19 protein-coding genes are annotated in these 22,081 nt (G+C 73.8%); 5 read left to right on the forward strand and 14 right to left on the reverse strand.

All coding sequences use genetic code 11. The features are described from left to right. The first annotated feature begins 42 nt into the window (after positions 1-42). On the forward strand, positions 43-2,685 hold the full coding sequence (locus OG802_RS00960) for a SpoIIE family protein phosphatase (RefSeq protein WP_329406182.1): 2,643 nt from the start codon (positions 43-45) through the stop codon (positions 2,683-2,685). Positions 2,686-2,733: 48 nt separating this feature from the next. Here OG802_RS00960 and OG802_RS00965 read toward each other — a convergent pair whose 3' ends face one another. After that, complete coding sequence (locus tag OG802_RS00965) at positions 2,734-2,991, reverse strand: hypothetical protein (RefSeq protein ID WP_329406184.1); 258 nt, start codon at positions 2,989-2,991, stop codon at positions 2,734-2,736. A 193-nt stretch (positions 2,992-3,184) separates the two neighbouring features. Beyond that, positions 3,185-3,586 (reverse strand): excalibur calcium-binding protein, encoded by a 402-nt coding sequence (locus OG802_RS00970; protein ID WP_329406185.1) that lies wholly within the window; start codon positions 3,584-3,586, stop codon positions 3,185-3,187. Positions 3,587-3,929: 343 nt separating this feature from the next. Between OG802_RS00970 and OG802_RS00975 the strand changes: the two genes are divergently transcribed. Continuing rightward, complete coding sequence (locus tag OG802_RS00975) at positions 3,930-4,301, forward strand: phage holin family protein (protein WP_329416878.1); 372 nt, start codon at positions 3,930-3,932, stop codon at positions 4,299-4,301. Beyond that, entirely contained in the window at positions 4,298-4,777 is a 480-nt protein-coding gene (locus tag OG802_RS00980; protein ID WP_329406186.1) for a DUF3618 domain-containing protein, read from the forward strand. Before OG802_RS00975 ends, OG802_RS00980 begins: the two co-directional genes overlap by 4 nt. A 64-nt stretch (positions 4,778-4,841) precedes the next feature. Here OG802_RS00980 and OG802_RS00985 read toward each other — a convergent pair whose 3' ends face one another. The 12 genes from OG802_RS00985 to OG802_RS01040 all read right to left on the reverse strand — a co-directional run bounded on the left by OG802_RS00985 (position 4,842) and on the right by OG802_RS01040 (position 20,107). Beyond that, the gene (locus OG802_RS00985) at positions 4,842-5,684 is read right to left on the reverse strand and encodes a class I SAM-dependent methyltransferase (RefSeq protein WP_329416879.1); all 843 of its coding nucleotides are present in this window, start codon (positions 5,682-5,684) and stop codon (positions 4,842-4,844) included. 202 nt (positions 5,685-5,886) lie between these two features. Continuing rightward, entirely contained in the window at positions 5,887-6,480 is a 594-nt protein-coding gene (locus OG802_RS00990; protein ID WP_329406188.1) for a hemerythrin domain-containing protein, read from the reverse strand. 10 nt (positions 6,481-6,490) lie between these two features. After that, the gene (locus OG802_RS00995) at positions 6,491-7,690 is read right to left on the reverse strand and encodes a hypothetical protein (RefSeq protein WP_329406189.1); all 1,200 of its coding nucleotides are present in this window, start codon (positions 7,688-7,690) and stop codon (positions 6,491-6,493) included. A gap of 309 nt (positions 7,691-7,999) precedes the next feature. After that, positions 8,000-9,235, reverse strand: a complete 1,236-nt coding sequence (locus OG802_RS01000; RefSeq protein WP_329406191.1) for an acyltransferase family protein — start codon at positions 9,233-9,235, stop codon at positions 8,000-8,002. 318 nt (positions 9,236-9,553) lie between these two features. Continuing rightward, positions 9,554-11,827, reverse strand: a complete 2,274-nt coding sequence (locus OG802_RS01005) for a catalase (protein ID WP_329406192.1) — start codon at positions 11,825-11,827, stop codon at positions 9,554-9,556. A 225-nt stretch (positions 11,828-12,052) separates the two neighbouring features. Continuing rightward, positions 12,053-12,346, reverse strand: a complete 294-nt coding sequence (locus OG802_RS01010) for a hypothetical protein (RefSeq protein WP_329406194.1) — start codon at positions 12,344-12,346, stop codon at positions 12,053-12,055. Positions 12,347-12,617: 271 nt separating this feature from the next. Continuing rightward, complete coding sequence (locus OG802_RS01015) at positions 12,618-15,050, reverse strand: SpoIIE family protein phosphatase (RefSeq protein ID WP_329406196.1); 2,433 nt, start codon at positions 15,048-15,050, stop codon at positions 12,618-12,620. A 337-nt stretch (positions 15,051-15,387) separates the two neighbouring features. After that, on the reverse strand, positions 15,388-16,185 hold the full coding sequence (locus OG802_RS01020) for a maleylpyruvate isomerase family mycothiol-dependent enzyme (protein ID WP_329406198.1): 798 nt from the start codon (positions 16,183-16,185) through the stop codon (positions 15,388-15,390). Positions 16,186-16,381: 196 nt separating this feature from the next. Beyond that, positions 16,382-17,842 (reverse strand): glycosyltransferase 87 family protein, encoded by a 1,461-nt coding sequence (locus tag OG802_RS01025; RefSeq protein WP_329406201.1) that lies wholly within the window; start codon positions 17,840-17,842, stop codon positions 16,382-16,384. Beyond that, entirely contained in the window at positions 17,839-18,612 is a 774-nt protein-coding gene (locus tag OG802_RS01030) for a class I SAM-dependent methyltransferase (protein ID WP_443055154.1), read from the reverse strand. Before OG802_RS01030 ends, OG802_RS01025 begins: the two co-directional genes overlap by 4 nt. 86 nt (positions 18,613-18,698) lie before the next feature. Then, positions 18,699-19,355: a TIGR04282 family arsenosugar biosynthesis glycosyltransferase gene (locus OG802_RS01035; protein WP_329406204.1), complete on the reverse strand. Its 657-nt coding sequence runs from the start codon at positions 19,353-19,355 to the stop codon at positions 18,699-18,701. Continuing rightward, complete coding sequence (locus OG802_RS01040; protein WP_329406207.1) at positions 19,352-20,107, reverse strand: glycosyltransferase family 2 protein; 756 nt, start codon at positions 20,105-20,107, stop codon at positions 19,352-19,354. The genes OG802_RS01035 and OG802_RS01040 overlap by 4 nt, the downstream gene beginning before the upstream one ends. 113 nt (positions 20,108-20,220) lie before the next feature. Here OG802_RS01040 and OG802_RS01045 point away from each other — a divergent pair, with 113 nt between their 5' ends. Together OG802_RS01045 and OG802_RS01050 are read left to right on the forward strand one after the other, a co-directional pair. Further along, positions 20,221-20,946 carry a response regulator transcription factor gene (locus OG802_RS01045; RefSeq protein WP_329406209.1) on the forward strand — a complete coding sequence of 242 codons (726 nt, stop codon included), beginning with the start codon at positions 20,221-20,223 and terminating at the stop codon, positions 20,944-20,946. Further along, positions 20,936-22,048, forward strand: a complete 1,113-nt coding sequence (locus OG802_RS01050) for a sensor histidine kinase (protein WP_329406210.1) — start codon at positions 20,936-20,938, stop codon at positions 22,046-22,048. Before OG802_RS01045 ends, OG802_RS01050 begins: the two co-directional genes overlap by 11 nt. The last annotated feature ends 33 nt before the right edge of the window (positions 22,049-22,081 follow it).

Below are 22,081 nucleotides of genomic sequence, written 5' to 3' on the forward strand. Positions count from 1 at the left end.
CGGATGGGAGACCGTTTTGCCCGGCTTCGGCACATACCGCGGATGAGTTCGCCGGCCCGCAAGGGCACGCGCACCGTCGCGGGCCAGATGTTCCTGATGCAGGTGACACTGGTGGTGCTGCTCGTGGCGTTCGCCGTCTTCGCGCTCGTCCTCCAGTCGGAGCGGCACACCAACGCCGAGGCCAAACGGAGATCCATAGCCGTCGCCCAGACCTTCGCGCACTCCCCCGGCGTGCTGTCCGCCCTGCGCTCGCCCGATCCGACGAAGGTCCTCCAGCCCCGGACGGAGGCCGGCCGCAAGTCGGCGGGCGTCGACTTCGTCGTCGTCATGAACACGAAGGGGATCCGGTACACCCATCCCCTGCCGGACCGGATCGGGAAGCGGTTCGTGGGAAAGATCGAGCCCGCGCTGCGGGGACAGGTCTACACCGAGAGCGTGCACGGTCCCCTCGGCGAGGAGGTCCAGGCCACCGTTCCCATCCGCGACGACCGCGGCCAGGTGGTCGCCCTCGTCTCCGCCGGGCTGAAGGTCAAGAACGTGACCGGCCTCGTCGAGCGGCAGATACCGATCATCCTGACGGCCGGAGCGTGCGCCCTCGCGGCGGCCACCGCCGCCACGGTGCTGGTGAGCCGGCGGCTGCGGCGCCAGACGCACAGCCTCGGGCCGAACGAGATGACCCGCATGTACGAGCACCACGACGCGGTGCTGCACTCCGTGCGCGAAGGGGTCCTCATCGTCAACGACGAGGGGCGACTGCTTCTCGCCAATGACGAGGCCGAGCGGCTGCTGGAACTGCCCCCGGACGCGGAGGGCCAGCTCGTGTCCCGGATGTCGTACCTCGAACCGGAGATCATGGCCCTGCTCAGCTCCGGCCGCGAGGCCAACGACGAGGTGCACCCGTCCGGGGCGCGGCTGCTTGTGGTCAACCAGAGGTCCACGGGGCGCGGTGCGGGCCCCAAGGGCACCGTGGTCACCCTGCGCGACTCGACCGAACTGCAGGCGGTGTCCGGCAGGGCCGAGATCACCGGTGAACGGCTGAAGCTGCTCTACGACGCCGGACTGGGCATCGGCACCACCCTCGACGTCGTGCAGACGGCCGACGAACTCGCCCGGATCGCCGTCCCCCGCTTCGCCGACTTCGTCACCGTGGACCTGGCCGACGCCGTGCTGCACGGCGAGGAGCCGGCCGCCACGGCGAAGGGCATGAGGCGGGTCGCCGTCTGCGGCATCCGCGACGATCACCCCCTCTACGAGAAGGACCGGCTGATCGACTTCCTGCCCTCCACGCCCCAGGCGCGCGGCTACGGCACCGGCCGCACCGAGTTGGTGGCCGACCTGTCCACCGCGACGGGCTGGCATCTGCAGGACCCCGCACGCACCGAACAGATCGTGGACTACGGCATCCACTCCCTCATCGCGGTGCCGATCCAGGCCCGCGGGGTCATGCTGGGCATGGTCAACTTCTGGCGCTCCGGCGAGCACAAGCCCTTCGAACAGGACGAGCTGTCCCTCGCGGAGGAACTCGTGGCCCGCGCCGCGGTCAGCATCGACAACGCCCGCCGGTACACGCGCGAGCACGCCCTGGCGGTCACCCTCCAGCGCAGCCTGCTGCCGCGGGGCCTGCCCGAGCAGAGCGCCCTCGACGTCGGCTACCGCTACCTGCCGGCGCAGTCGGGCGTGAGCGGGGACTGGTTCGACGTGATCCCCCTGCCGGGCAGTCGCGTGGCGCTGGTCGTCGGCGACGTGGTCGGCCACGGACTGCACGCCGCCGCGACCATGGGGCGGCTGCGCACCGCCGTGCACAACTTCTCCACGCTCGACCTGCCGCCGGACGAACTGCTGAGTCACCTGGACGACCTGGTCGGGCGCATCGACCAGGACGAGGCGTGCACGGACGAACCCGCCGCCGTCGTGGGCGCCACCTGCCTCTACGCGATCTACGACCCGACGACGCTGCGCTGCACGATGGCGCGGGCCGGGCATCTGGCTCCGGCGGTGGCCGATCCCGACGGCAACGTCACCTTCCCCGACCTGCCGCCGGGTCCGCCGCTGGGGCTGGGCGGCATGCCCTTCCAGACCGCCGAGCTGGACCTCGCCGAGGGCTCCCAGCTCGCGCTCTACACCGACGGTCTCGTCGAGGACCGCACCCGCGACCTGGACGAAGGGATGGAACTCCTGCGCAAGGCCCTGGCGGGACACCCCGGGCGCGCCCCGGAGGACAGCTGCCGGGCCGTCCTGGGCTCCCTGCTGCCCGAGAACCCCACCGACGACGTGGCTCTGCTCATCGCCCGCACCCATGCGCTGCCGCCGGACCGGATCGCCGAGTGGGACGTGCCGCCGGATCCCGCCGCCGTCGCCTCGGTGCGCGCCACCGCGAGCGGCAAGCTCGACGAGTGGGGCCTGTCCGAACTCGCCTTCAGCACGGAACTGGTGCTGAGCGAGCTGGTCACCAACGCCGTCCGCTACGGCTGCGGGCCCATACATCTGCGGCTCGTCCACGACCGCACCCTGATCTGCGAGGTCACCGACGGCAGCAGCACCTCGCCCCATCTGCGGTACGCGGCGACGACCGACGAAGGCGGCCGGGGCCTTTTCCTGGTGTCGCAGCTGACCGAACGCTGGGGAACCCGCTACACGCCCCAGGGCAAGGTCATCTGGGCCGAGCAGGCACTGCCGGACCACTGACCCGTCCTGCGCCCGGCGCACGGTACGACGGCCCCGCCCCCGCCCGTCTCAGCCGGTCGGCTTGAGGGCGTGACCGCAGACGGTGCAGACCAGGCCCAGCGCAAGAAGCGTCCACGAGTAGGTGAGCAGGCTCGCGACCTGCAGCAGGAGCCCCAGCCCCCACAGCCGGGGGTTGCGCACCAGCCGTCGCAGCGGCCGGCCCGGCACACGGTTGCGGGTGAACGCGTAGACGCCCAGCGAGCCCACGCCCACGGAGGCGAGGAGGGCCAGTCCCCACGCGAGCAGCAGCAGCGAACCGAACGCCATGCCTCTCCGTCCAGCGCCCACCCGGGCGCCCCCGTCCCTCGTCGGCCCCCACCGGACCGTCCCGCGCGAGACGGAACAGTACGCCTGACCTACAGCGCCTCGTGCGCCCGGTGGACGTCAAGCGCCGCTGCGCGCCTGTCGACCGGCTCGCCCGCAGCACACAGGAGCGCGGTGCCGGCTCGTCGGTTTCGGTTCAGCTTCGTCTGCGGCGCAGGACCATGTATCCGACGGCCGTCAGCCCGCCGGCGGTGAGGCCGAGCCCGAGGCCGACGTCCCTGCCGGAGGGGCCCGTGCCGGTCGCTCCGCCGAGTCCGCCCTGAACGCCGCGCGTGGGTGTGACGACGGGCCGGGGCACGGCCGTCGCAACGCCGACGGAGGAGCGGTGGGGCAGGGCCTCGCAGGCGATCCCGTCGTCCGGTCCCTGGTCCTCGTCGAGCCGGTCGGGGTCGGAGGGGTCCTGGTCGAACACCGCCTGGGCGTCCTCCTGGAAGGCGAAGTCACGGCAGTCGAGGTCCTGGGCCTGTGCGGTCCCGGCCAGTGGGCTGATGCAGATGATCGCGGCGGCTATGCCTGCGAGGGGAGCACGGTGCGACATGGACGTCTCCTCCCGGTCCCTGTGGGGTTCCGTTGCTCCGACGCTAGGAGACGTCCGGCGCATCGGCGCGGGCACATGGGCCATGCAGGTGAGCGGGTGTCCCGTGCAGCCGCCGGCGCCGGCCGGTGACGGCGCGCGCCGTTCCCGTGGGGTCGGCCACGGCGTCGGCGCAGCGGTAGGGGGCCCGGCGGTTCCGTGATCCGTGTCGCCTGACTCGCCTGTCCGGGGTACTCGCCCGCGCATCGGACGGTCGGGTGCGCACACGGTGCGGCCCGACGTGCCACACAGACCGGAACGGACGGGAGGGACCGCGGTGTCGAGCACGCAGTCGCACCAGGAACCGGTGGGCGAGCTGGTGCAGCGAGCCTCACAGCAGCTGACCGAGCTGGTGCGGGGCGAACTGAGGCTGGCCCAGGCGGAGATGAAGGAGAAGGGCAGGCACTACGGAAAGGGCGGCGGCCTGTTCGGCGGCGCCGGCGTGGTCGGCTTCCTGACCTTGGAGGCGCTCGTCGTCACGGTGATCGCCGCGCTCGCGGTGCCGTTGCCGGTGTGGGCGGCGGCACTGATCGTCACCGCGGTGCTGGGTGTGATCGCCGCGGTGCTGGCCATGAGGGGAAAGAAGGAGATGGACCGCGCCGCGCCACCCGCGCCCGAGCAGACCGTCGAGAACGTCAAGGCCGATGTGGCCGAGATCAAGGAGAGTGCCCAGCGATGACCCAGCCGCCCCACGACGAGCCCACCGCGTCCGGCCCCGAGGAGCTGCGCGAGCAGGTCGAGCAGACCAGGGAGGAGCTCGGGCAGACGGTCGAGGCGCTCGCGGCCAAGACCGACGTCAAGGCACGCGCCCAGGAGAAGGCCGCCGAGGTCAAGGACCAGGCCGCGGCCAAGGCCGCCGAGGTCAAGGACCAGGCCGCGGCCAAGGCCGGGGAGTTGAAGGAGAAGGCCGCCGGGCTGGCCCAGCAGGCGCACGACAAGCTGCCCGACCCGGTCAGGGACAAGGCGGCCCAGGCCGCCGGGCAGGCCCGGGCCAAGGCCGCACAGGCCGGACAGGTGTGGCAGGACACGGCCCCCGAGCCGGTGCGGCAGAAGACGGCGCGGGCGGCACGGCTGGCCCGGGACAACCGCAGGCTGCTGCTGGCCGCCGCGGCGGCGGCCGCCGTGTGGCTGGCCTGCCGCCGCCGGAAGGGGTGAGCCGGTGACGGACGACCGGGCCGATGAAGGCGTCGGTCCGGTCGTCCGGTGAACCGGGGGCGTGCTACCGGCGGACCGCCGAGATCAGTCCGCCGGGCCGCTCCTCGTGCCGCGGCGGGGTGCCGAACGGACGCCCGTAGGCGGCCGCTCGGTCGCGCAGGGTGTGGCAGTCGGCCTCCCAGCCGTGCCCGGCCAGCCAGCCGACCGGGTCGTCGGGCATCTCCGAGAGCCACAGGGACGCCGCCGATCCGGGCGCCGCGTCCGCGCCGAAGCGCTCGATCACGCCGCGTGAGCCCAGCGTCAGCCCCATCCGGCTGCCCGGCGCCGACCGCGCGCCGATCCGGGAGAGCAGCTCTTCCACCGCGTCCTCGGGCAGATAGATCAGCAGTCCTTCGGCGATCCACACGGTGGGCGCTTCCGGGTCGTGTCCCGCGGCGGCCAGCGCGCCCGGCCAGTCCTCGCGCAGATCCACGGGGACGGCGATCCGCTCGCAGCGTGCGACGGCCCGCTCCCTGCGCAGCACCGCGGCCTTGAAGTCCAGGGGCGCTGCGGTGTCGACCTCGAACAGCCGGGTCTGCCCGGGCCAGTCCATCCGGAAGGCGCGGCTGTCCATGCCGGCGCCGAGCAGGACGACCTGCCGGACTCCGGACGCGGAGGCCTGCCGCAGCAGGTCGTCGAGGAACTTCGTCCTGATGACGATGGAGAACGCCAGGGCCGCGCGGCGGCGTCGCGCGGCCTCGTCGTCGGGCGGAGGCGGGGAGGCGATCGGCGAGGAGGGGGTCGGCGACGAGGGCCACAGTCCGCCGGCGGCGGCGAAGGCCCGTGCCAGTGGGTCGTGGAACAGGGCGTTCTCGCGCTCGCTCTCCAGCGCGCGCACCCTGGCCACGCCCACCGCCGTGGCCCACACTCCCGACGGCCGCACCCGCTCCTGCTCATCAGTCACCGCGTCACCATAGACGAACGGCGGCCGCACGGACCCTGGTTCCTGCTCCCGGCATCTCCCCCGCCGGAAACGCGGGACGCGTCCCGTGGTCGGACCGGGACCGGGCGCCGGATCGGGCCCGCGCTGCCACGCGGCGGCGACCGGCGCCGGCCGTCAGCCGTCTTCGTCAGCCGTCCTTGCTCATGGCCTTGCGCACCGCGTCCTTGGTGCGGTCCATGAGCGCGGCGACCGGCCCGAGCATCATGTTCGCCGCACCCGACTCGACGCCCGGGTGCGGGCGCGTGGGCGCCATGGCCTCGGCCGCCTTGACGGCCTTGGCCATGGCGGCCAGGGCGGCGGAGTCGCCGCTGCGGCGGATGTGGGTGAACTCGTAGCGTTCCTCGGCTCGCGCGTGGGCCTGGACGTCCTTGCGCAGCTTCATCAGCTGGGGCATGAACGTGGAGTCGTCCGGGTCGAGGTCGTCGAGCGCCGAGAGGGTCTCCTTGGCGGCGCGCTCCTCGGCGAGCCGGTCCTCGACGACCTGCTCGCCGCCGGGCAGGGAGCGTCGGGCGAACGGGTGGACGACCTCCTCCTCGGCCGTCTCGTGCACGGCCAGCAGGCGCACGAGGCGGCGAAATGCGTCGCGCCGCTCGTCGCCGGTGGTCGCCTCGACCTCGTCGAAGAGGTTGCGGATGTCGCCGTGCTGGCGCATGAGCAGGGCCACCACGTCGTCGTCGCGGGACAGGTCGTCGCCTGCCCGCGGGGTGTCGAGATCGCTCATCGGGCTCGCCTCACTTCTCGCGCATGGCGGGGTCGGGGTGCTCGCCCTCGGACTGGATGCGGTACTCGCGGCCGAACATGTCGTCGTGCTCGGTCATGACCTGCTCGCTGGGCGGTTCCTCGCCGCCGTGGATCTGCTCCTGCATCTTCTCGAACCGTTCGTGCTGGTCGCGCACGTATCCGGCGCCGAGCGTGGTCAGGTCCATCTGGGTGTCGAGCAGTTCACGCAGGTAGGCCTTGTTGGGCTCGAAGGTCAGCACGTTCGGCAGCTCGGGGGCGAGCACGGACTCCGGGTCGCGGCCGTCGTAGCGGCGCATCAGGTCGCAGGCGATGTGCAGGTGCTCCAGCTCCATGTTCAGGTGGAGCTCCCAGATCGCCTTCACCCGGGGATCGCTCTCCTGCTCCATGAAGGAGTGGTAGAGGTAGCACTCGTTGTACTCGTGGTTGACGAGTTGCTCCCACCAGGTCTCGCCCGGGTCGACCAGCGACTCGTAGTGCGTGACGTGCTCCTCCTCGATCAGCCCGATCTCCTGGTAGAGGCGGCGGGCGATCGGCTCCATGTAGGTGGGGCCGGTGTTCATGTAGAAGTTCATGGTCTGCTGCTCCGCCGACATGATGGTCAGGGCGTGCAGTTTGGACAGCGGGTTCGTCTCGTCCTTGGCGTAGGGGTCGCGCACGTTGTCGTACGGGTCGCGGTGGTGGTACTTCGTGGGCCGTCCGGGCATGACCTCCGTGAGGCCCTCGACGATCGACTCCGCCTTGCGGTGCTCGATCATCTCGTACAGGTTCGCGTACCGGTACAGGTGGTCGAAGTCCTCCAGGACGCCGAACTGGTACGCCTGCTTCAGGTACGGATCGGGTTCCATCCGCGCCACCCACGCCGTCAGGTCCACCGCGACCTGCTCGTAGGCGATCGTCGTCTCCAGGACGGACGACACTCCCGGCAGCAGCCAGTTCACCACCTTCTGCTGCTGCGCCTCGATGTAGCGGGTGCGGGCGAGCTGCCGTTTCACCTCGGGGTCGACGGTGTTGCGGGCCAGCTGGTGGCTGAACATGATCGCCTCGACCTCGATGCCGTTCATCGTGATGATCCGGCAGCGGGTGTACGGGTCGCAGTGGTCGGGGTCGATGGGGGCGACGTTCAGCTCGCGCCAGTTCCTGGTCTGACGGTCCAGCGGGATGCCTCGTTGCTCCAGCGGATTGAAGGTCATGGGGAACTCCTGTGTGGGTCGCGAGGAGGGCGAAGTACCCCCGAGGCCGTACTGCATGTGCGCGGCGGCACGACCCGGCCAGGTTTCCTCCGTCCCGAGGCGGCGGCACCCCGAGGCACCCGGACGGCCCTGCGCTTTCGCCGTCCGGGCGTACGTCGGCCCGCCGGAGAGGTCCGGCGGGCCGAGGTCCGTTCGCAGAAGGGGGTGGCCGTGCGGGTCGAGCAGGCCCCGGACGGCCTTCTGGGGCTGCTCCTCGCACAGCGGCGGTCGGCTGTGGCGGCCGGTGGGGCCTCGGCGTCGTCCGCGGCGTCAGTTCTCGGCGGCTTGCGGCTCGGGCAGACGTCCGCCGTCTCGCGCGCCCCGCGCGCTCCAGCGGGAACGGCCGTCCGCGACCATGGATTTCCACGATCTGTTGCGCTTGAAGGGCATCTCGAAGACGCGGGAGAACAGCCAGGCGGCGAGAACGGACACCGGCAGGGCCAGGGCGAGCGTGAAGCAGAAGGTGGGCATGCCGGGGGCCACGAACCGGGGCGCGACCCGGCGGATGACGACCATGACGAGCGGCAGGTGGATCAGGTAGAGGCTGTACGAGAAGTCGCCGAGGGCGCGCACGGGGCGCGTGCTCAGGAGCCGGACGAGGACCGCGGGTTGGCCGGTGGCGACCGCGGCGATGAGCATCGTCATGGCGGGCGCGACGGCGAGGTCCACCCAGAAGTAGTGATGGACCGTCCAGACGGAACCGCGCGTGTATCCGATGAGGACGACCGGTGCGGCGGCCAGGACGGCGAGCCATGCCCACGGCAGGCGCCGCACGCGCTCCGACGCGGCGACGACGGCGGCGCCGGCCACTCCCGCGACGAAGACGGGAGCGAGATGCGGGGCGAGCCAGTTCTCGCCCTCGACGGGGTTCGCGTGGGCGGCCGCCAGCCCGAGCGCCACTACGGGAAGCGTCACGCTGGCGGCCAGGGCGACCGCGCCGAACCGTCTGCGCACGAGCAGCAGCAGGGGGAAGAGGACGTACAGCTCGGCCTCGACGCCGATCGACCAGAACGCGCCGTTCGGTGTCGGGGCGTGGACCATGTCCTGGGCGACGAGACCGTAGACCAGGACCGACGCGCCGGTGGGCGGTCCGAAGTGGGAGGCGGGCACCAGGGCCCAGGAGATGACCAGGCTGATGGCGAGGGCCGCCCAGTAGGGAGGCAGGATGCGCCAGGCGCGTCGGCGCAGGAACCGGGCGACGCCGCCCGACCGCCAGTCGTGGAAGGCCGGGGAGATCGCCAGCGAGAACCCGGACAGCACCAGGAAGAAGACGACCGCGAGACGGCCGAACATCAGCACGTCCAGCCAGGCGGGAGCTGAACTGTCGGGATATCCCGGGAAGGTGTACAGCCAGCAGTGGAACAGCACGACGTAGAGCGCCGCCAGGCCCCGCAGGCCGTCCAGGCCCGGCACCTGCCGGCGGGCGGGCGTCCCGCTCGCCCTCTCCGCCTGCGGCGGTGGGGCGGCCAGGGCCACGGCGCTGGCCGCCGGACGGCTCGAATCCACTGAAATCCTCAACCCTTCCCTGGACACGAAGTGCCCGAAGAACCACCTGCTGCCGGCGCGTGCCCGACGGCCTCCCGCCCACGGCCGTGTCCGGGCCGGTTCGCGGGGCGCTGCCACGCACGTTCGTCGTGACTGGTACGTCGCGTGCGGCCGGGCGGTTCAACAGGAAGCCAGGAAGTCAAGAAGTACAGGAAGCCTGCGGTGTTGATCCGAGGCGGGCGACGCCGAAGGCCGGGCGGGAGCGCTCCCGTCCGGCCTTCGGCGCCCGTCCGACCTTCGGCGCTGTGCGTACCTTCGGCGCCGGTGCGTCGCGACTGATCAGACTCCGGAGAACCGCTCCCAGACCCGGTGGGAGCCCAGCAGCTCGGTGATCCGCTCCAGAACGGCGGAGCCGGAGTCGCCCAGGACGACGCCGGGCGCGTGCGCGGGGACGCCGGCCGCCGCCAGCACGTCCGCGTCCGCCGACCAGGCGCCGATGGCCTTGCCGTGCCGGAACGCCTCCGCCAGCAGCAGTGCCACGCGCGGATCGACACCGGCCGGCGCTCCCGCGGGAGTGGCCTTCGCGTCACGGGCGCCGAAGGTGTCGTCGCCGACCGCGGGGGTTCCCGCGAGCAGGACGGCGTCGAACTCGACGGAACGCGCCGTCGCGTACGTCCGCTGGACCGTCGGTCCGCTGCCGCCCTCGCCCAGCGTGCCGCCGACCGGGGCGACGATCAGGGGCACCATGCCGCTCGCGAGCACCGACTCGCGTACGGCGCGGACCTCGTCCAGGTCGCCGTTCCCGGCGGCGACGATCCCGATGACGCGGCCGTCGGTGGGCCAGGTACGGCCCAGCTGGGACAGCGCCGGACTCGGCTCGACGTCGGCGTGCGGCACGGTGGGGGCGGGGGCCGGCAGTCCGAGGCCCGCGGCGACCTGGGCGCACAGTTCCGTGTCGATGTTGGCGAGGACCTGGAGGGCCCGCTCCTTGATGGCCTGTTCGTAGCACTTGCCCAGTTCGAAGGTGTACGCGCCGATGATGTGCTCGCGCTCGACCGGGCTCATGCTGAGCCAGAACCGGCGGGGCTGGCTGAAGTGGTCGGCGAAGGACTCGGGCGCCTCGCGCACCTTGGCCGCCTCCGGGACGCGCACCGGCGCCTCGACGAACGCCCCGGTGTCGGCCCCTGCGGTGAAGGGGCAGCCGCCGTCCAGGGAGTTGGGCCGGTACGGGGCGACGCCCCGGTGCACGGCCGTCTGGTGCATGCCGTCCCGCAGCATGTCGTTGACGGGCGCGTGCGGCCGGTTGATGGGCAGCTGGGGGAAGTTCGGGCCGCCCAGACGGGTGATCTGGGTGTCGAGGTAGGAGAACAGACGTCCGGCGAGCAGCGGGTCGTCGGTGACGTCGATGCCGGGCACGAGGTGGCCCACGTGGAAGGCGACCTGCTCGGTCTCGGCGAAGAAGTTGGACGGGTTCCGGTTCAGGGTCAGCAGACCTACCGGCTGCACGGGGGCGAGCTCCTCGGGGACGAGGTTCGTCGGGTCCAGGAGGTCGATGCCCTCGAAGGTCTGGTCGGGGGTGTCGGGGAAGGTCTGGATGCCCAGCTCCCACTGCGGGTGCGCGCCCGCCTCGATGGCGTCGGCGAGGTCGCGGCGGTGGAAGTCGGGGTCGACGCCGTTGGTGATCTGCGCCTCCTCCCACACGAGGGAGTGCACTCCGAGCTTCGGCTTCCAGTGGAACTTGACGAGGGTGGTGGCGCCCTGGGCGTCGACGAGGCGGAAGGTGTGGACGCCGAAGCCCTCCATCATCCGGTAGGAGCGCGGGATGCCCCGGTCGGACATGTTCCACAGGGTGTGGTGGGCCGCCTCGGTGTGCAGGGTGACGAAGTCCCAGAACGTGTCGTGCGCGCTCTGCGCCTGCGGGATCTCGCGGTCCGGGTGCGGCTTTCCGGCGTGGATGATGTCGGGGAACTTGATGGCGTCCTGGATGAAGAACACCGGCATGTTGTTGCCGACCAGGTCGAAGACGCCTTCGCTCGTGTAGAACTTCGTCGCGAAGCCCCGGGTGTCGCGCACCGTGTCGGAGGAGCCGCGCGATCCCAGGACGGTGGAGAAGCGCACGAAGACCGGGGTCTCCTCGTCCGTGGCGAGGAACGCGGCCTTGGTGACGTTGGCGGCGGTGCCGTAGCTGCGGAACACGCCGTGCGCCGCCGCGCCGCGGGCGTGGACCACGCGCTCCGGGATGCGCTCGTGGTCGAAGTGCATGACCTTCTCGCGCAGGTGGTGGTCCTGGAGCAGCACGGGGCCGCGCGGTCCGGCCTTGAGCGAGTGGTCGGTGTCGTGCAGCCGCGTCCCCTGCGCGGTCGTCAGGAAGCTGCCGGACTGCGCCATGCGGGCCTGGTCGGCGCCGGTGGGCTGGCCGGTCGGCGACGCGGTGTCGGGCCCGCTCTGGTCCGCCTTCGGCGGCAGCGGGTCCCGGGGCTCGGTGGGTTCCGCGACGGACGGCGACTCGGAACCCGGCTTCCCGGGGATGCCGTCCTCGGGGGTCCCGTCGTCGCCGTGCAGCGTGTCCGTGACCTTCCGGGCTGCTCGCTGGAGGGGGTTGGCCTCGCTCATCGTCACATTCCTTGCTTCTGAACGGTGGGGATACGGAGGGGACGAACCGGTGGGAACGCCTGTCGGCACCGCGCCCCCGGAGGGTTGCCGCAGACGTCCGACGCCGGGCCGACCAGCCGTGTACCCGGACAGCGGCGGACAACCCCTGCGTATGCGCCGGACGTCGGTGAATCGGTCACGACGGTCCGGGGCCGCGGACACGACCTCCCCGGACAGGCGGAACGCCTAGCCGGTGACCACCTTGTAGGCCGGGTAGATCGTCGGCTGCGTCTCGGGGATGCCGGCTTCCCTCAGCATCGGGGCGAGTTTCTCGCCGAACTGCCGGAAGGCGTCCTCGGACTCCCAGACGTCGGTGACGAACCAGCCGGTCGGGCTGGGTCCCGTCGCGTGGGAGATCAGGCCCGGCACGGGCCAGTCCGACGCCTTCTCGAGACCGCGTCCGCCGGTCATCCTGTCGGTGAGCTGGTCGTACTGGGCCTGGGTCGCGCCCGGGAAGTCGAACGTGATGATGATCGTCAAGGTGGGATCCGCTCTCGCTCGATGGCCGTTGCTTCCTGCTCCGAGCTGACCAGCACGGGAGGCGGGCTGCCACCGGAGCGGGTCCGTCCGCATGCATGACGCGGCGGCGCCGGAGGCCGACGGGCGATGCTGGGGGTCCCGGAGCCCTGGGGCCCTCGGGGGAACGGGGCGGCGAGCGAGGGGCGGGGAGCGGTGGACGGGAATCAGGGGGCGGGGAGCGGAGGCGCCCGGGCCTTCGCCGCGTCCCGCCGGGGCGCCGCTCGCCGTGCGGTCAGCGCGGCAGGGGTTGTTCGGCCCAGATGGTCTTGCCGGTGGCGGTGTGGCGGCTGCCCCAGCGCTCGGCCACCTGGGCGACCAGCAGGAGCCCGCGCCCGCCCTCGTCGAAGACACGGGCCCGCCGCAGGTGCGGGGCGGCGCTGCTGCCGTCGGAGACTTCGCAGATCAACACGTCGGCGAGGATGAGCCGCAGCTCGATGGGGCCGGCGCCGTACCGGATGGAGTTGGTGACCAGTTCGCTGACGATCAGCTCGGTGGCGAACTCGAGGTCGTTCAGATCCCAGGCGGCCAGTTGCTCGCTCGCCGTCCGGCGGGCCCCGGCGACGGCCGCCGGGTCCGCGGGCAGCCGCCAGGTGCGCACCTGGTCGGCTCCGAGACCGGACGCCCGGGCCAGCAGCAGGACGATGTCGTCGCCGGGCGGGTCGGCCCGTACCTTGCGCATCACCTCGTCGCAGACTTCCTCCAGGCCGGCGGCCGGGCCGCGCAGCGCCTCGGTGAGCAGGTCCAGTCCGACGTCGATGTCGCGGCCGGGGGTCTCGATCAGACCGTCGGTGTACAGGGCGAGGAGACTGCCCTTGTCCATGGTGATCCGGGCGGATTCGAAGGGCAGGCCGCCCAGGCCCAGCGGCGGCCCGGCGGGCAGGTCGAGGACCCGGACTTCGCCGTCGGAGGTCATCAGGACGGGCGGCGGATGGCCGGCCCGTGCCAGGTCGCACAGGCCCGCGACGGGGTCGTAGACGGCGTAGAGGCAGGTGGCCCCCACCTCCGCCGAGGCCTCCTCCGCCTGCCTTCGGGCGTCGGGGCCCTCCTCCCGGTCGAGGCGGATGACCAGGTCGTCGAGGCGGGTGAGCAGTTCGTCGGGCGCGAAGTCGGCGTCGGCGAGGGTCCGCACCGCGGTGCGCAGGCGGCCCATCGTCGCCGAGGCGCGCACGCCGTGGCCCACGACGTCGCCCACCACCAGCGCCACCCGTCCCCCGGACAGGGCGATGACGTCGAACCAGTCCCCGCCGATCTCCTCCCCGGCGCCGGCGGGCAGGTAGCGGTGGGCGAGGTCGACCGCCTGCGCCAGGGGCAGCCGCTCGGGCAGCAGACTGCGCTGGAGGGTGAGCGCGGTCCGGCGCTCGCGCGTGTAGCGGCGGGCGTTGTCGATGCTCACCGCCGCCCTCGCGGCGATCTCCTCGGCGAGCAGCAGGTCGTCCTCGCCGAAGGCGTCCGCGGTGCGGTGGCGCAGCAGGTGCATCACGCCGAGGGTGATGCCCCGGGCGCGCAGCGGCACCATCATCACGGAGTGGATCCGGAACCGTCTGATGCTCTCGGCGCGGGCCGGGGAGGACGTGGACCACGCGACGAGCCGCGGATCGCCCGCGCGGTAGTGCGCGCCCCGGCCGCTGATCAGCACCCGGGCCGGCGGCGAGCCGGGCGGGTAGACGTCGACGTCGCCCGCCCGGACCACGGATTCGGGGCATCCGGACAGGACCGAGCGTTGCGCGGTGCGGCGGCACTGCACCGGCGTGTCAGGCGGGATCGGCTGCGGTTCGTGTCCCTGGACGACGGATTCCAGCAGGTCCACGGTGGCGAAGTCGGCGAACCCGCTCACCGCCACCTCCACCAGTTCCTCGGTCGTGCGGGTGACGTCCAGGGTGCTGCCGATGCGGGCCCCGGCGTCGTTCAGCACGGCCAGGCGGCGACGGGCCAAGTACTGCTCGGTGATGTCGATGACCAGGGCCGACACCCCGAGGACCGCGCCCGCCCGGTCCTTCAGCGGGGACAGGTAGGCCGACCAGGCATGATCGCCGACCTCGCCGGGGGCCCGGAAGGGCTGCTCCTCACGGAAGATCGTCTCTCCGGTGCGCACGACCTGCCGCTGCAAGCGGTCGATCTCGTCGAGGGGCGGGACAGGGTGGATCTCCCACAGCGTGAGGCCTCTCATCTCCTCCTGGGTGAGTCCCATGGCACGGCTCATCACCTGGTTGCACGCCACGAACCGGGCGTCGCGGTCGTAGACGGCCACGGGCAGCGGGAGCTGGGCGAGCGCGAGGTCCCACAGCTCCGCTGCCGCCGCGTCGGTCGGACCGGCCGGATACGTCGTGGCCGCCGGCGTGACGACCCACGGGATCGCGCCGCCGGAGTCCGTCAGCGGTGTGCCGCGCAGCTGTGCCTCGACCCGGTCGCCGTCGCTCCGGCGCAGTGCGATGTCGCTGGTCCAGGGCTCACCGGCGGCGAGGTGGCGGCGCATCGCAGTGGGCAGCCTGGCGGCGAGCAGGCGGGCGGCGGGCCGGCCGAGGACGTTCTCGGACCGGTGGCCGAGCAGCCGCTCCGCGCCGGCGCTCCAGGCCGTGACCGCGCCGCGGGCGTCGATGACGACGGCGAAGTCCTCGGGAGCTCCCGTGGCTCGCGCTCCTGAGGTCGTCTCGGCTTGGTGGTCCATGGGAGCCATCCCGACGTCGTTCCTGTCGCGCCCGGCGCGGCGCCGCGTCGACCGTCACCGGCGCTGCCTCCAGCATCCTGCCACGGCACACCCCGCTCAACCGCCCGGAGGCGGGGGACGCGGGGAGGGACTGCGGCGCGCGCGGCGTGTGGCGGTGGCGCCGAAGACCGTCCGCCGGTCCTCGGCGGACCGGGCGAGACGGCGGTCGGGAAGCCCGGGGCCCTGCTTGCCCCCAGTAGCCGCACCGGGATCGGCGGCGGAACGCGTCGCAGGGGCCGGGCGCGCCCTTCCGCCTGCGGTGCGGAGGCGGCGCGCCCTCCCGTGCTGCCCCTTCGTGCTACCGCTCGGGGTCCCACTCCATGAGCTGCTCGAAGAGGCGCAGGTCGCCGTCGAGCTTCAGGGAGTCCTGCGGAATGCGGCCGTGGAGCGCCAGGACCAGTTCGCTGGCCGTGCCCGCCATGGAGGCGTCGGCGGCGACGGCCGGCGTCCCGTCGGGGGCGGGCTGTGCGCCGGGCGCGGGCAGACGGGCGAGCCGTGAGCCGTCGTCGGAGAGCCGGCTGCGCCAGGAGCGGCCCTCGGTGGCGTGGTAGTCAACCACGGCGGGCTCGTGCGGCCATGCGACGTCGGTGGTGCCGAACGTGGACAGGAACTCCTCCACGCCGTCGAGCGCCACCTCTTCCGGCACCGGTTGCGCGGCGCCGACGGTGAGCTGGGCGTCGTAGGTGTGCACGGCGATCTCGTGGAGCTGGCGCCGGGCGACGCCGGTGGCGGTCAGCGGCGACTGCGACCTGCCCCAGAACGTCCAGCACCGGCGGTCGGGGCCGGCTTCCCGGAGCGCGTCCAACAGAAGCTGTGTGGAGGCGGCCAGCCAGGCCGGCAGGTCCTCGCGCTCGCGGGGCGCGGTCCAGTCGCCCTGCGGGACGGCCTTGCCCGTGGCGTCGGGGCCCGCGGCGACGGTCGCGGCCCACACGCGGCGGCCCTCGCCCAGGTGCTTCACGAGGTCGTACAGCGTCCACTCGGGGCAGGTCGGCACCCGCACGTCGAGGCTCGGGGCGGCGGATATCGCGGCGCGGAAGGCATGCGACCGATCGTCGATCAGGCGCAGCAAGTCGGTGAATTCCCAGGTGTCTTGCACTGCGTGTTTCTATCACCGGACTCCGTCGTCCGGACAGCGGGTTTCGCCGGGACCCCGGCTCCCGGGAGAGCGATCCCCGGAAGCCGGCGCCGGCACGCACCGGGCTTGCCGCACGGGGCGGCGGTCCTCCCGCACCCCGTGGTGCGCCGGGAGCGGGGCCGCACCACGACGGCCCGACGGTCCCGGGTCCGCCGCGTCAGGCCGCGTCCGAGCGGCGTCGCGGGAGGCGGCGGGCCCCGCCCGAGCGCAGCCACGCCGCGACGGCGATCACGGCGGCCGCGCTGCCGTAGGCCCAGGCCTGGAGGGGGAATCCGGGCAGCAGGCGGCCCGCGAGGTAGAGGACGGTGCCGGCGAGGGTGACGGTCAGCCATTCCCAGCGGCCGTCCAGGGCGACGAGGGCGACCACCAGCAGGGAGTACCAGGGGTAGCTGGGCGAGAACAGGAGCAGGGCCGTGCCGGTGACCAGGAGGGCGCCGCGCCAGGGGCGGGCGGGGTCCCCGCGCCGCCACACGTACAGCGCCGCCAGGGCGATCAGCAGGGCGGCGGCCGGGCCCGCGGCCGTGTCGGGCAGCAGGAGCCTCAGCAGGGCGAACCGGCGTACGTGGCCCGGTTCGTAGCCCTCCTCGTGGAGGTAGCCGGGGAGGTAGCCCAGAACGCCGGCGCCGGAGCTCACGACATGGGGCAGATAGGCGAGTGCCACCGCGGCGACGGCCGCCGCGACCACGCGCAGGACGCGCGTCGGCCCGCGCTGGCCCGACAGGGCTCCGGGCAGGACGAGGACGGGCAGCAGCTTGACGGCGACGGCGGCGCCCAGCAGGGCGCCCCGGCGGGTTCCGGCGCTCGCGGTGCCGAGGGCGAGCACCACGAACAGCACGCCCAGGGTGTCGATGTGGGCGTTGTTCACCGCTTCCAGGGAGACCGCCGGGCACCAGCCCCACAGTGCGGCCCTCGCGGGAGCCTGCCGCGGGTCGCCGCGGCGGCGCAGGACGACCAGCAGGGCGACGGTCGTGGCGAAGGCCAGGACCGCTCCGCCCACCTGGAGCGGCTTGTGGCGGCTGTCGGCCGGGGAGAGTTCGTGCACCGCGAAGAACCAGCCCTCGGCCACAGGCGGGTAGATCGTGGGGACGGTGGGCCGGTTGATGCGGACGCAGAGGCCCGCGGCCGTGTGGGTCAGTCCCCAGCCCTCGCAGGTGGCCCGGTCGGGGAACAGCCAGGCGTCGCGCAGGGGGGCGAGTTCCGGGGCGGCCGGCGGGTGGGCGTAGGGGGAGACGCCGGCCGCCTGGACCCGGCCGTCCCAGGCGTAGCGGTACATGTCGTTGCTGGTGCGGGGCTGGGCGGTGAGCCCGGCCACGGCGATCGCGGCCGCGCCGGCGAGGACGAGGACGGTCGCGGCACGGGCCGGGACCTTGCGCACGCTCCACACGGCGGCGGCGAACAGCGTCCAGGCGAGGCCGTATCCGGCGAGCAGGCGGCCGGGGACGCTCTCGTGGTCGCCCTGGTGGAGGGTGCCCGCGACGGCGGCGGCGACGGCGGCCACGAGCGCCGCGGTCGCCGCGACGCGGGCGCGGCCGGCCCGCGTGGGGGCCGGGGCGGCGGGGCCCGTCGGCGGCGGGCCGGGCTGGGCGGTGTCCCGCGGGTGCGGGCCGACGACGGTCATGGGCGGTCCGGTCCTTCCGCGCGCTGAGGAGGGACGGCGTCGAACCGCGCGGTGGGGCGGTGCAGTTCGACGAAGACCCGGCCGTCGCTCGTCCAGCGGCCGGTGAGGATCCAGCCGGTCGCGTCGGCGGCGCGCAGCAGGGCGGTGGCGCCGACCCGGGCCCAGGCGAAGGGGCGTCCGTGGCGGCCGTCGGCGTCCTCGACGCGGACGGTGAGCCGTTCGTCGACGTCGTGCGGGGCGGCCTCGACCAGCAGGCGCCCGCCGGGCCTGAGCAGTCCGCGCAGGCGGGTCAGCAGCACCGTAGGGTCGCCGCCGATGCCGACGTTGCCGTCCATCAGCAGCACCGTGCCCCAGCGCCCCTCCCTGGGGAGGGGGTCGAAGACGGAGCGCCGCAGGGCGCTTGCGCCGCGTTTCCGGGTGAGGGCGACGGCGGCGGGGCTGACGTCCACGCCGAGCGCGGTCATGCCCCGGGCGGACAGTGCGGCGACCAGGCGTCCGGGGCCGCAGCCCACGTCCAGGACGGGTCCGGCGCAGCGGTGCAGGACGGCGGTGTCGGCGGTGTCGGGCGCGGCGCAGTAGCGCTCCACGTCCAGGGGCAGCAGGTCGGGGGTCCCCGGGGGCGGCGTCGTCATGCGGCGCAGGTAGAGGGGGCCGCGGCCGCGTCGCACGGCGCGCCCGTAGGGGTCGTCGGTCCAGGGCTCCCCCGGCTCGGCGGGCGCACGCCGGTCGGCGCGTGGCCCGCTCGCCGGGATCGGGATGGACAGCGTCACGTGGAGGTGGTCCTTTTCGGGCGGTGGCCGTCGGCCGGTGTCGGTCGTCGTGGTGACGGCGGTGCGCGCGTCCTGCGCGAGGCCGCTCAACGGACGGCCTGGGCGAGCGCGGCCATGGCGGCGGCGAAGCGGGAGCCGGGCGGACAGGACGCGGCGACGGCGGCGGCGTCGGCCGCGGTGTCGACGTCGCGCAGCGTCGGCAGCGTCGCGACGCTCAGGCCCGCGTCGGCGAGCCGTCGGCGCTGGACGGCTCCGGTGCGGTCGGTGGACATCTCCACGCCGGTGACGAGGGCCCCGGCGCGGGCGGGTTCGGCGAGGCCCAGGGCCCAGAAGCCGCCGTCGGCGGCGGGTCCGAACCAGGCGTCGTGCCCGTCGCGGCCGACCCCGGCCAGCAGGCCGGGGGTGAGCTGCGGGGTGTCCATGCCGACCAGGAGCGCCGGGCCGTCGTCGCAGAGCCCGAAGGCGGCGGCGATGCGCTCGTCGAGGCCGCCGGCCGCCTGGGGCGCGACCTCGTAACCGGAAGGGAGCCAGGCGCCGGGGCTCCCGTCGAGAACGAGCACGCGGCGCCGGGCGGGGGTCCGGAGCAGGGCGTGCAGTGTGTCGGTCAGGGCGGCCTCGGCCAGGGCCGCGGCCTCCTGCGGCGTGTAGGGCGGGGTCAGACGGGTCTTGACCCGGCCGGGCAGCGGTTCCTTCGCGATGACCAGCAGGGTGGGCGTGGCGGGGGCGGTGCGGCGCGGGCTCACCGGACGCCTCCCGCAACGCCGGCTGCGCGATCCGGCGCGGCGGCGGGCGCGGCGGCGGGTGTGGCGGTGGGTGTGGCGGCCGGCGGCTCGGCGAGGACGGCGCGCATGTCGCGTACGGCCTGCCAGGCGCCACGCCAGGTGCCGGTGACCTTGGAGCGGCCGGTGCGCGGACGGTAGGGGACGTCGGTCTCCGTGACCCGCCAGCCCGCGTCGGCGGCGCGCACCACCATCTGCAGCGGGTAGCCGGAGCGCCGGTCGGTCAGGTCCAGCGCCAGCAGCGCTTCGCGCCGGGCGGCGCGCATGGGCCCCAGGTCGTGCAGGCGCAGCCCGGTGCGCCTGCGCACGAGGCGGGCCAGTTCGAGGTTGGCGAACCGGGCGTGCGGGGGCCAGGCGCCGAGGGAGGTGGGCCGGCGCCGGCCCAGGACCAGGTCGGCGGCGCCGTCGAGGACGGGACCGGCGACGGCCGGCAGCAGCGCGGGGTCGAGGGAGGCGTCGCAGTCGCAGAAGCAGACCACGTCGGCCGTCGCCGCGGTGAGGCCCGCGTGGCAGGCGGCGCCGAAGCCGCGCCGCGGTTCGTGGACCACCCGGGCGCCCAGCTCGCGGGCGATGCCGGGGGACCCGTCGGTGGACCCGTTGTCGACGACGATCGCGCGCCAGCCGGGCGGGATCCGCTCCAGCACCCACGGCAGGGCCTCGGCCTCGTCGAGGCAGGGCAGCACGACGTCCACGGAAGGGGGGGTTGTGTTGATCACCTCACTCACTGTACGGACGCAAATGCGGCATAAAGGATTTCGTGTTCTTACGGAACCCTGACGTCGGCCGCCCTGGCCGCCCGCCGCGCGGTCCCGGTGTGAGACTCGGTGGTGTGAAACGCGTACTCGTCGTCGATGACGACCCCACCGTCTCCGAGGTCGTCGCCGGATACCTCGACCGGGCGGGCTTCGCCGTGGACGTGGCCGCCGACGGCCCGGCCGCCGTCGCCCAGGCCGCCCTGCGCACCCCCGACCTGGTCGTGCTGGACCTGATGCTCCCCGGCATGGACGGGCTCGAGGTCTGCCGCCGCATCCGCGCGACCGCGCCCCTCCCGGTGATCATGCTGACCGCGCGCGGCGACGAGGAGGACCGCATCCTCGGCCTGGAGGTCGGCGCGGACGACTACGTCACCAAGCCCTTCAGCCCCCGGGAGCTGGTCCTGCGGGTGGAGTCCGTGCTGCGCCGGTCCGGCGCGCCGACCGCCGCCCGGACCGGGGCGTCGGGGACCTGGCTGCGCGCCGGACCGCTCGCCCTGGACCCGGCCGCCCGGCGCGCCACCCGCGACGGCGCCGAACTGGCCCTCACCATCCGGGAGTTCGACCTGCTGGAGTTCTTCATCCGGAACCCCGGCCGGGCGACGAGCCGGGAGCAGCTGATGCAGCGGGTCTGGGGCTGGGAGTTCGGCGATCTGTCGACGGTCACCGTGCACGTGCGGCGACTGCGCGAGAAGGTCGAGGACGACCCGGCCCGCCCCCGTCTGATCAGCACCGTGTGGGGCGTCGGCTACCGCTTCGACCCTCCCGGCGGCGCGGAGGGCGAGGTCGGCGATGGTCGGTGACACGCTCCTCATCGCGCTCTACGCGGCGATCGGCGCGGCGGCCGCCGGACTGGCGGGCGCGGCGGCCCTGCGGGGCCTGCGGCACCGTTCCGTCTCCGTGTCGCTGGCCGTGGTCGCCGCCGTCACCGTGGCGGCGATGCTGGCCGGGACCATGCTGGTGTCGTGGGCGATGTTCCTCTCCGAGCACGACCTGTGGGTCGTGACGATGGTGTGCTCGATGGCGGCGGTCGTCTCGCTCGTCGTGGCGCTGCTGTTGGGCCGCAGCGTCGTCAGGGGCAGCCGGGAGCTGGCCGAGGCCACGCGCGCCCTCGGGGAGGACGGCAGCTTCACTCCGCCCGCCGCCGCGCCGACCGCGGAACTCGCGCAGCTCAGCCGCCAGTTGGCCGCGACCAGCGACAAGCTCGCCGCCTCCCGGGAACGGGAGCGCACCCTTGAGGCCTCCCGGCGCGAACTGGTCGCCTGGATCTCGCACGACCTGCGCACCCCGCTGGCCGGTCTGCAGGCGATGACCGAGGCCCTCGAGGACGGCATGGTCGACGACCCCCGGATATACCTCAGCCGCATCCGCGGGGAGGTGGGCCGGATGAGCGCCATGGTCGCCGACCTGTTCGAACTGTCGCGCATCCAGGCCGGGGTGCTCGCCCTCTCCCCCACCCGGATGTCCGTCTACGACCTCGTCGGCGACGCCATCGCCGGAGTCGACGCGCTGGCCAGGGAACACGGGGTGCGGCTCGTCGGCCACGGGGTCGACGCCGTGCCGGTGGAGGTCGACGGCCGCGAGATGTCCCGCGTCCTGGCGAACCTGCTCGTCAACGCGATCCGCCGCACGCCCGCGGACGGCACGGTCGCCGTCGCGGCGCACCGCGAGGCCGACCGCGTCGTGCTCTCGGTGACCGACGGCTGCGGCGGCATCGCCCCGGAGGACCTGCCCCGCGTCTTCGACACCGGCTGGCGCGGCACCGACGCCCGCACTCCCCCGGCCGGCGCGGGCCTCGGCCTGGCCATCGTGCGGGGCATCGTCGAGGCCCACCAGGGACGCGCGGCGGTGTGCAACGTGCCGGGCGGCTGCCGGTTCGAGGTGCACCTGCCGGCGGTGGTCTGACGGCGACCACCGGACACCGGCACGGACGCGGAC

The organism is Streptomyces sp. NBC_00704 (assembly GCF_036226605.1).
Classification (GTDB): Bacteria; Actinomycetota; Actinomycetes; order Streptomycetales; family Streptomycetaceae; genus Streptomyces.

Bases quoted from the DNA above. Each gene is read 5' to 3' on its own strand.
- OG802_RS01015 (WP_329406196.1), bottom strand. From the start codon at position 15,050: ATGGACCACCAAGCCGAGACGACCTCAGGAGCGCGAGCCACGGGAGCT.
- OG802_RS00995 (WP_329406189.1), bottom strand. From the start codon at position 7,690: ATGACCTTCAATCCGCTGGAGCAACGAGGCATCCCGCTGGACCGTCAG.
- OG802_RS01050 (WP_329406210.1), top strand. From the start codon at position 20,936: ATGGTCGGTGACACGCTCCTCATCGCGCTCTACGCGGCGATCGGCGCG.
- OG802_RS00960 (WP_329406182.1), top strand. From the start codon at position 43: ATGAGTTCGCCGGCCCGCAAGGGCACGCGCACCGTCGCGGGCCAGATG.
- OG802_RS01025 (WP_329406201.1), bottom strand. From the start codon at position 17,842: ATGACCGTCGTCGGCCCGCACCCGCGGGACACCGCCCAGCCCGGCCCG.
- OG802_RS00965 (WP_329406184.1), bottom strand. From the start codon at position 2,991: ATGGCGTTCGGTTCGCTGCTGCTGCTCGCGTGGGGACTGGCCCTCCTC.
- OG802_RS01005 (WP_329406192.1), bottom strand. From the start codon at position 11,827: ATGAGCGAGGCCAACCCCCTCCAGCGAGCAGCCCGGAAGGTCACGGAC.
- OG802_RS00990 (WP_329406188.1), bottom strand. From the start codon at position 6,480: ATGAGCGATCTCGACACCCCGCGGGCAGGCGACGACCTGTCCCGCGAC.
- OG802_RS00980 (WP_329406186.1), top strand. From the start codon at position 4,298: ATGACCCAGCCGCCCCACGACGAGCCCACCGCGTCCGGCCCCGAGGAG.
- OG802_RS00970 (WP_329406185.1), bottom strand. From the start codon at position 3,586: ATGTCGCACCGTGCTCCCCTCGCAGGCATAGCCGCCGCGATCATCTGC.